Origin of the sequence: Streptococcus pseudopneumoniae (assembly GCF_038148955.1) — a bacterium.
GTDB lineage: Bacteria > Bacillota > Bacilli > Lactobacillales > Streptococcaceae > Streptococcus > Streptococcus pseudopneumoniae_T.
On the sequence record NZ_JBBJZY010000033.1, the window covers coordinates 1 to 10,078 of the forward strand.

A 10,078-nucleotide genomic window follows, 5' to 3' on the forward strand; every position below is an offset into this window, starting at 1 on the left:
AGATTGTGCAAAAAGAGGGAGAGGTTCCCAATACCTTTGTTGACGGTCGCAACCAGCAGTACGGACAAACATGGTTTTCTGTCCGATTGCACGACCTTCACCTTGAAAGGTAGGCCCAAAAATTTCCAGAACTGGTAGTTTGAGGACACGTTCCCTAGTCATCTAACCACTCCCGTCTAAACTCCGCAAAGGCAGTAGGAGTCTCATAGAGGCGAACGTATTCCAAACGGAGACCACGCTCGTCGGGCAACTCTTGACTCATGGTTTGGAAAATCCAGTAAACCATATTTTCAGCAGTCGTGTTCATATAGGGAAGAGTTTCGTTTAGATAGCGATGATCCAAGTGGGGCTCTAAGTAGTTCTTGTAGATGGCTTTGATGTCTCCAAAATCGTAGGTCATGCCACGTTCATCTAAAAATCCACTGACCGCAATCTGCAGATGATAAGTGTGACCATGAAGGGATTTGCATTTTCCCTCATAGTGAAAGAGGTGGTGGGCAGCATCAAAGGTAAATTCTTTTGATACCAAGGTTCTGTGAGGATTGTAGACCAGAGACTCCCCAGTTTCCTGTTTGATTTCTTTGGGTGCAAAAAACATTAGTCCTCTCCTTTCTGTGAGAGATAAACATCTAACCCATGTTGACGTAGGTGGCAGGCTGGGCAATCTCCACAGCCACTTCCGATAATCCCGTTGTAGCAGGTCAAGGTCTTTTCACGAACATAGTCAAAGGCACCGAGTTGGTCAGCTAATTCCCAAGTTTCAGCCTTGTCCAGCCACATGAGAGGTGTTTGGATAACGAAGTCGTAATCCATGGCAAGGTTGAGAGTAACATTGAGGGATTTGACAAAGACATCTCGACAATCGGGGTAGCCTGAGAAGTCTGTCTCGCAGACACCTGTCACGATGTCTTTAATGCCCCGTTGCTTGGCAAGAACTGCCGCAAAAGATAGAAAGAGGTGGTTGCGACCGTCAACAAAGGTATTGGGAACCTCTCCCTCTTTTTGCACAATCTCTAGATCAGAAGTCAAGGCATTTTCAGTGATTTGTCCCAGCAGAGACATATCGAGGATGTGATGACGAATACCCTGTTCCTTAGCGATTTCTCTAGCAACTTGAATTTCGAGGTGATGGCGTTGGCCGTAGGCAAAGGTGACAGCTTCGACTGTTTCATAGTGTTTTTTGGCCCAAAAGAGGCAGGTTGTGGAATCTTGACCGCCACTAAAGACGACCAAGGCTGATTGACGTTTCATAGTACTCCTTCCAAAATGGGAAATGTTCAGAGCACGCAAAAAGCTCCCATGAGGGAGCTAAAAAATACCAAGTAGAGGTTTTTTTTAGCGATGGCATGTCCCAAACATCGTAATATTCTACCTACAGTCTAGCATATTTTTTGAAAAATGGCAAAGGGCAAGAAAAAAGAGACCAAAGCAAGTACTTGGTCTCTCGTTTGATTAGCTCAATTCAGCAACGATAGCCTTGATTTGTTCTGCTGTGTGAACACCAGCAACTTGTTTCACCACTTGGCCGTCTTTTTTGAAGAGAAGAGTTGGGATAGACATGATTCCAAAAGCACGAGCTGTGTTTGGATTTTCATCAACGTCCATTTTAACGATTTTCAAGACATCTTCTGAAAGTTCTTCAGACAATTTATCCAAGATTGGACCTTGCATGCGACATGGACCACACCAAGTTGCCCAGAAGTCTACCAAGACCAAACCGTCTTTTGTTTCTTGTTCGAATGTTGCATCTGTAATTGCTTTTGCCATTGTATTTCTCCTTTTTTTAGTTATATTGGCTTAAATCTTGTTTCATGAGATAGAAGAAGACATCTCCATAAGTCCCATGGTAGTCCAAATCATGACCTTTGTAAGTCAATTTTTGGACAGGGTAGTAGTCTGCGACGCCGATAAGGCAAGCTTGTTGTGAACGATCAAAGTCTTCATAAGACTCGAAAGTCACAGTTCTTTCATTCTTGCTGGCATCTAAATAGGTGATTTCAATCATGTTTAAAACTCCTTTGTTTAATGATGACTTTATTTTACTCCTTGTAGAATAGAATGTCAAGAAAAATGATTGCGCACGCAACTTTTTTCTAAAATCATCTTAAATCAAGAAATCCAAACCAGTTTCCAAGCTTGCTTCGACAGCCTTTTGTAGCGAGGCCAGTGTTTTTTGCCCATCACTTGTCAGGCAGATAAAGCTAGAACGTCTATCTTGATGGCAACACATGCGACTAAGCAGACCGCAATTTTTAGCTTCCAAGCGAGCCACCATCCGAGAAACAGCGCTGGGGCTCAGATGAAGCTTATCTGGCAGGTCAATCTGGCGTAGAGATTTTTCTTCAGCCAAGTCCAGATAGTAGAGCAGGTAGAACTCTTTCAAGGTCAGACTTTGCTCACTCTGCTGGGCAATGGTCTCTTCCAAGAGACCTTCAATTTCTTTTTGACGCCGATTGAAGTCAAACCATTTTTCCAAATAGGTCATAGTATCTCCTTTCTTTTTAGAGTTGTAAATAGAAGAATGTCCATTCAAGGACAGTTTCTACATCACAAGATGATTGCGCATGCAATAATTATACTACTTTTCAAGAAGGCTGGCAAGCTCTGTTTTTTAGTGGTTTTATTTTGTGTGAATAATGGGGGAATCCTATTGTTTCAATTTCTAATTCCTTATCACATTCGAATTCAGATTTTATTTCATTTCTCTATCTTTTAAAATAAGCATGGTCTAATAAATCTATGGCATATAGTACTGATTTTAAACAAGTAGCATTAGATTACATCAAAGGGGGGCACAGCCATGTCGAGGCGGGCAAAGTTTTTGATGTCGGCGTCAGAACTCTCTTCACGTGGGAAAAGAAAGACGTGAACAAGGACACTTATACTCTTCGAAAATCAAATTCAAACCACGTCAGCGTCGCCTTGCCGTACTCAAGTACAGCCTGCGGCTAGTTTCCTAGTTTGCTCTTTGATTTTCATTGAGTATTAGAGCGGAAAAAGTGAGTCGGCAAAAAGCGGAAAATCCCTTTAGAGGAATTGAAAGCCTTTGTAGAGGCTCATCCAGACGCTTTTATACGGGAAATTGCGGCACATTTTGATTGTGCTGTTCCTTCAGTATGGGAAGCTTTAAAGCAGATGAAGGTCACTTTAAAAAAAGACGACTAGCTTTAAAGAACAAGATCCAGAGAAAGTCGCTGAGTTTCTTGATATTTTGGATAATCTAAAAGATTTACCAGTCCTATCTATTGACGAAACGGGAATCGACCGCTACCTCTATCGTCCTTATGCAGGGGCTCCTAGAGGGGAGAAAGTCTATGAAAAGATTAGCGGACGACGTTTTGAGTGGACTAATGAGGTGGAGCAAAAACTCAATGGTAGTTTTCTAATCAGATATAGTGATTCACAAATTAGAGTTTGATCACTCCATTCAAGTTGTATCAGGGGCGATGAGTCTACTGTTAGGCTTTCATATTATCGAGAAATAAATCAACATAGAAACTATATTTATAAACTAAAAAGGATAATCTGACAAGCAAAATGCCTTTGTATAAGGGTTTTGTTTTTTCGAATCCAAGCACTTAAAAAATTTTTGGTTTGTCTTGAGAAAAAACATAGAATAATCATGCATAAAAACAGGGATATAAACTAAAAATGAGCTGATTTACACTCATTTACGTGTCTTTATAAAAATCACAGTTTATAATATATATAAAATAGCAAAATGCTTTTTTTTTTAGGTAAAAATACTTTCAAACCTCTTGCTATTTAGCGATTATTTTTCTATAATATGGAATGGTATTTTATTTATATCTATAAATGAAAATAATGTTTGAAAGGGAATTTCAAAATGTTTTTTAGACGACAAGAAGGTGAATATAGAGAGACGGATCGTGTGACTCGTTTCAAATTGATCAAGTCGGGTAAGCATTGGTTGCGTGCTTCGACTTCTCAGTTTGGTCTCTTTAAAGTCTTGCGAGGTGGTGTAGACACTGCCCAGGTAACAACTGAAGTAATCGAAGAGCAATCGTCAAATACACTGACTGGACTGGATATCCTGAAAGGGATAGCTGCGGCTGGGACGGTGTTTGGAGGAGCAGTTGCGACACAAACAACTGTTTATGCCAATGATGCCCTCGAAAAGACAGTAGAATCAAATCAAACACTTGCGAATACAGATACAGTAACTTTGGGAAATGTAAAAGACAAGGAAGGAGCTCAAGCAGACAGCTTGTCAGTCTCTGCGAGTCAGAGTCAATCCTTGTCTGAGGAAGCATCGAAGAATGCAAGCAAACATCTCTCAGAGAGTGAAAGTCAATCAGTAAGTACTTCAACCAGTGCTTCTGTATCTGCAAGCACGTCAGCATCAACCAGTGCTGTAGCCTCTGCATCGGCAAGTACATCAGCTTTAGCAAGTGATTCTCAATCACAAGCTGGAGTAAGTTCTGAACTCGCGCAGCCAGTAGCATCCGAGACAGGTTCAAATACAGAGACATCTGTTCGTAAGAAAGATGCAGCTAGCACGACAGCTGATGCGGTTCTTTCAAAAGTTATCACTGAAAGTCTCGCATCTCTACAAGCAGTTGAAACTCGTTTGAGCCAAATCACATCAACGACTTCAAGTTTGGTGGATACGACGACAACAGCTGCTGTGGCGACTACGGTAACTGCCGAGAATGACAAGAAAGCTCAAGAAGACCGCAAACGTCTGTCTAAAATCTCAGCTGAGATGGGTGAGTACCTAGCTAAGTCCGTTGGCTTGCCAAATACGGAAGCAGCGGTTGCAAAGGTTAATGCTGCTGTAACAGCTATCGAAGACGTGCTAAAGACTCCAAATGCTGACTTGACAGACGTCATTAAACAAGCGACAATTGCACGAAACTCCATCATCAATGCAGTGCAACGAGCTAATAATGGGCAACGTAGTAGCTTAAACGGGAAACCCATGGAGAGAGGGGCTAACTTTAGGGTTGCACCAGGAGGGGCAACTGAAAATGACCCGGATAAGGCGACCTATGGTTTCAACACGGCGACGGTTGGATATGTCTTAAGTCATAAGGATGTAACTACAGGAGATGCAAGGCCAGGACTTGTCTATTCTTATAGAGAAGGTACTTACCTTTATGCGACTCAGGGACGTCAAGCAAATGACCGCGCTCCAGGTAGCCTAGCAAATGTCGCTACACGTGTCCCTGTTTCAAATATTGCATCGCAAGTCTATATGAAGGCTGAACGACATGGAACGACAACCAATTGGACTGTTCTCTTTAATGATGGTGGGGAACCGCATGACAACCCTTATTTCTACTTTACTGTTCCAAAGGGACATCGCATCACCCATATGAAAGTGGAGCAAAAAGACGGTGGGAATAGACAATGGAATACTTTGGGAGAAACAAATAGCGATGAAGCTTTCCGTAACAATTCCAAAAGTGGAGATCTCTTAGCTGCAATCGGGAATGCTAATAATAACCAAGGTGGGGCTTACTATGAAAACGTAGCTGGTGTGGGTCCAAGTGGGGTTGGTAGAGGAACGCTAACGAGCTTGCGGGACTTTGCTTTTAATAACCCAGATGCTTATTATCAAACTGATAAAATCACTGACAAAGTGAAAAAAGAAGGGGACTTTGCTTTCAATAGTATTGAAGGAGCCACTGCCAATGTCTATGCCCTCCACCCTAAAGGAAGTGCCCGTTACGAAGGGTATAGAATCACCTATACAACTGAAAGTGCAGAAGACACCAACGATTATTATATGGCTGGATTCCGTTCCTTGGAAAACTCACGTCATAGAAACTACCTCCAAATGGTCGGCTCTCAAGATCGTTATAGGGCTGAATTTAAAGGAGGGAAACAATCAGCTTTCCTTAAATTTAGTGGTGTAGAAGACCTATCAAAAGTTAACCAACTCATCGATCTGTATGATGTCGTTACAGGACAAAAATTAGACGAATTTCCAGAAGATTTTGCTAAGAAAGTCACTTACAAAATCGATGGTGCTGAAACAAATCCTAATTATCTTGCTGTTACCAATCTTCGAACTTCGTTTCGTTCTCAAGATAAATTAGCCAAAGGAACTCATAAGCTTACGATTACCTTCCCTAACAAAGGTGGGAAAACCCAAACCTATGATATTCCCTTCCGTGTTGTTACTCAGTCGGAAGTTTATCAACCAACAATCAATACCAATGCGGTAAATAATCCCATTACAAAAGGTCAGTCTGTTCCTAGCGCAGCGTCCATGATAGCAGGCTTTACAAATTCTTCTAGTACAATTCCTAATTTTAAAATGCCTAGTGATATGCAGGATTATAAGAATAATGTGAATGATAGACGTTCTGGAGACGTCATCCCACCGGAAAGGGTCTCAGGGACAGCTACTAGTGCCTCTAACCTAAACGTTGCCGATGTTCAATGGCTTGGTGGTGGTACTACCTTTGGTTCAGGTGTAGGGGAAAATATGGCTGTTAAAGCAACAGTTAATGGTAAGACCGTTTACCTCCCTCTACCAAGTGATATTCCCGCAAGCAGGCTGGGTCAAAAATTGACCGATGCTGAACGTACTAAAGTTTTGGAGCACAATGGTTTCACTGCCAGCACAGCCACTATCGAGTCAGGGAAAGTTGGTTTGAGTAAAACACTCGTAGTCACTTACAAGGACAACGAAAATGGAGATTCACAGGATACTTCCGAAGTCTTCTTTGAAAATATCACAAAAGCTACCGCTCCAACAGCTCCTGCTATTCAAGCACCTACTGATGGTAGTGTGACGGTTACTCCTCAGGGAGAGAGCGATAGCGTGACCATCACCTATACTCCTACAACAGGCAATGCCAATACAACCATCAGTGTCAAGAAGAGTGGAACCAAATGGGATAACCCAGAGCCTCTTCCTTCTGGAGTGACTTTAAATAAGGATACTGGTGCGGTTACCATATCAGAGCCGACAGTCAAAGACGAAAGTCGAGTCTCTGCAACTGCCTATAACTTTAACTCAGAGGGAGCGACCTCTACTGAGACGGCAAAAATGCCCTATAAAACGAAGTCAGATCGCTTTTATGCTGTCCAAGGGGAAAATCCTAACCAACTAACTGCAAGGGATTTTATCACCAATAGTAATGGGGCTGCAGTTCCGTCAAATGTCACTGTCGCGTGGAAAACGAGACCAGATTTCAGCAGTAACGGTGAAAAGAAAGCTGTCCTAACGGTCACTAGCTCGGGAATCACTAAGGATTTTGACTATCCTTATACGGTTTATAAGAAAATTGAAACTATTACCAACAATGGAGTGACAGGGCAGTTTTATGCCTTCAAAGATGACGATGGTCAAGGTCATACTAACGGAGGGGGCTGGGCTAATAATATTGGTGGGAATACAAGTCTGTATACAAATTCCAGTGAACTTCCACAAAATACGAAATGGCGTTATGAGTATAAATTAAATAGTACCTTAAATGGTACAGGTACATTACAGAAAACACCTGACGGTAGACCGGACTTTAGCGCGGTTTGGAATAATAATCAAGCCCATCAAACACAATATCGTGTAGTAGCGACTTATCCAACAGGGCGTTTTGGAACTCCAACTACACAAAATCCTGCTTTGACAAGCCAGACAACCTTTACTTATACAGTAGTGGATCCTGTTGCTAAGCAAACTTATGAAACGACAGCGGGCAATATGGCTCCGCTATCGACAATCAAAACTACCCCAGGTCAAGCAGTTACAAATGCAACAAATACTCCAGTAGTACCAACTGGAACAGACTTTGCATGGGAAGCGCCGATAAATGAATCTGACATTTCTGCTCCAGGTTATGTAACTAAAAAAGTTAGAGTAACATTACCGCAAGGTTCTGCTGGAGCTACTCGCAATAGCAAAACGGTTGATGTAACAATTAAAGTAAAACCACAGGCACCGGAAATTGCAGATAATCAGGTGACAAATACTGGTGGACTACCAAATCGTGGTATTACAGTCACTAATGTGACACCGGGTGCAACAGTAACCTTAACGCTTGGAAGTAAGACTGTATCGAGGGAAGTACCAGCTAATGCGACAAGTCTAACAATTGGAGCGAGTGACTTAGCAGATAGTAATGGTTTACTTCCAGTAGGAGAAGTAACGGTTAAACAAAGTAAGCAATTTACTAATCCGACAACAAACCAAGCAGAAACACTTGAATCAGCAACAACGACTAAAACAATTACCAAGGAAAACGTTAAACCAGTAGCGACTACAGTTGTAGAAGTTTACAATAACGCGACTAAGACGTGGGAAGCTGCTCCTAAGACGACTTCAGGTGAGACATCAGTCTATACCTTTTATGCTGGTGATCATATGAGGTTTACAACCTCGATCACTGACAATAGTAACTATATAAAGCAAACAGATATTAAAATAGGTGGCTCTGACGGAAAGAGTGTTCCGAGTAGAAATGCTTTTGATGATAGTTTTGGAAACGCCATTGTCACCAATATTTCTTCTGTTACACCTGCCTCATCTACGACTCCAGCTAAAGTAGTTGCAGATGGAACAATTAAGGAAGAACTTCAATACAGTACCGGAAATACTTCGACTCGTTCGATTACAGCTACAGATATTTCAGACAATGAGTCTGTAGGAAATACATTTAAGATTGTACAAGGTGATTTGAGCGTTAAAAATGCTAATTTGAATCCAGATAAGAAGATTAAAGTAACAAATCTGACAGCTTTAACAGAGGATGAAAAGACAAGCATAAAAGAGGCTATTAAGAATGCCCATGATACAGCTACAGAAAAAGAAAAAGAACGTATCAAGGATGTTACCTTTGAAGGATCTAATGCCAAGATTACCTATAAGGATGGTCGCTCTCGTACCAAACCAATCTCAGAATTGGCGAGAGAAGTGAATACGCCGTCTATTGAAGATCTAGCTGGGCGTGGTGGCTTACCAAATCAAACCATCACGGTAACTAATGTTCTTCCAGGTGCAAGTGTAACCTTAACAGTTGCAGGTCAAACTCTTACGCCGAAAAGAGCAGAAGGTAATGCTACCAGCGTAACCTTTACTGCAGAAGATTTGAGAACGGCTTACACCGCAAACAATGGTCTCCTTCCTTCGGGCAGTGTGACTGCGATACAAAGTGTGCCTGCAGGGGCAAACACAACTGAAGTTCTAACATCAGACCAAGGTACAGGAACAATCAGTAATGAGACAGAATCGCCGAATGTCACTGTTAAGGTTGAAATTTATGATGAAAAAACCAAGTCTTGGGTAGAAGCACCTAAGTCTTCAAATGTAAATAAAATTTATGCTGGTGATAAATTCCGTGTGACTGTAACGACTACTGATAACAGTGGTAAGGTAAAAAGTATTGAAGCTTGGAATAACGCTACAAATGAAGATCCAGGCTTTAAGACAACAGAAATAATTGGAAGTCCGTATGCAACGAATGATCGTGCAATACAAACTACTACAGTTACAGATGCTTCTGTAGAACGACCAGATACACGCCAATTGTCAGAAGAAGGGACATATAATTCTACTCAAACACATACTTCATCTAATAGATGGACACGATTTGTAAGAGTTCGTGATTTATCGAATAACCCGACTGTTGTACAGTACGTCATACAACAGGCTCCTCTAAAAGAAAAATTCCAAGGAAATAAACCATCTACAGTTCAAGTGACGAATACGACTACCTTGTCTGAAGAGGATAAACAAAAAATCCTCGAAGCCGTAAAAGCATCGAATCCAAAAGATGCAAATCGTATCAAAGACGGAGCTGAAGGTTACACTATATCAAGCAATGGTAGGGTGACGATTACTTATAAAGATGGTACACAGAATACAGTGACACCAGATTTGTCTGATTCGGACTATAGATCGACATCAGCATCGACAAGTACGTCGGCTTCAACAAGCACGTCGGCATCGACAAGTACAAGTGGCTCAACAAGTACGTCAGCTTCAACAAGCACGTCAGCATCGACAAGTACATCGGCATCGACAAGTACAAGTGGCTCAACAAGTACATCAGCTTTAACGTCAACCATTGGGTAACCTGCAAGAACACCGTTAGCCATAGATTCT

At 41.7% G+C, this 10,078-nt stretch carries 7 protein-coding genes and 1 pseudogene; 3 read left to right on the forward strand and 5 right to left on the reverse strand.

Translation table 11 applies throughout. The features are described 5' to 3' along the window. Positions 1–154: 154 nt before the first annotated feature. The 5 genes from queD to WKI23_RS09015 all read right to left on the reverse strand — a co-directional run bounded on the left by queD (position 155) and on the right by WKI23_RS09015 (position 2,485). Complete coding sequence (gene queD, locus WKI23_RS08995; protein ID WP_000464575.1) at positions 155–598, reverse strand: 6-carboxytetrahydropterin synthase QueD; 444 nt, start codon at positions 596–598, stop codon at positions 155–157. Next, positions 598–1,251, reverse strand: coding sequence for a 7-cyano-7-deazaguanine synthase QueC (queC, locus tag WKI23_RS09000; protein WP_368079688.1), 654 nt, complete (start codon positions 1,249–1,251; stop codon positions 598–600). The genes queD and queC overlap by 1 nt, the downstream gene beginning before the upstream one ends. A 201-nt stretch (positions 1,252–1,452) precedes the next feature. Beyond that, complete coding sequence (gene trxA, locus WKI23_RS09005; protein ID WP_001029581.1) at positions 1,453–1,767, reverse strand: thioredoxin; 315 nt, start codon at positions 1,765–1,767, stop codon at positions 1,453–1,455. 16 nt (positions 1,768–1,783) lie between these two features. Further along, positions 1,784–2,005: a DUF4649 family protein gene (locus WKI23_RS09010; RefSeq protein ID WP_057487854.1), complete on the reverse strand. Its 222-nt coding sequence runs from the start codon at positions 2,003–2,005 to the stop codon at positions 1,784–1,786. Positions 2,006–2,104: 99 nt separating this feature from the next. After that, positions 2,105–2,485, reverse strand: coding sequence for a MarR family transcriptional regulator (locus WKI23_RS09015; RefSeq protein WP_368079689.1), 381 nt, complete (start codon positions 2,483–2,485; stop codon positions 2,105–2,107). 254 nt (positions 2,486–2,739) lie between these two features. Between WKI23_RS09015 and WKI23_RS09395 the strand changes: the two are divergent. The 3 genes and pseudogenes from WKI23_RS09395 (at position 2,740) to WKI23_RS09030 (ending at position 10,048) form a co-directional block, all read left to right on the forward strand. Beyond that, a pseudogene (locus tag WKI23_RS09395) lies at positions 2,740–3,165 on the forward strand (IS630 transposase-related protein). Positions 3,166–3,211: 46 nt separating this feature from the next. After that, positions 3,212–3,418, forward strand: coding sequence for a hypothetical protein (locus tag WKI23_RS09025; RefSeq protein ID WP_368079690.1), 207 nt, complete (start codon positions 3,212–3,214; stop codon positions 3,416–3,418). Between the two features lie 429 nt (positions 3,419–3,847). After that, positions 3,848–10,048: an accessory Sec-dependent serine-rich glycoprotein adhesin gene (locus tag WKI23_RS09030; RefSeq protein ID WP_368079691.1), complete on the forward strand. Its 6,201-nt coding sequence runs from the start codon at positions 3,848–3,850 to the stop codon at positions 10,046–10,048. Positions 10,049–10,078: the final 30 nt, after the last annotated feature.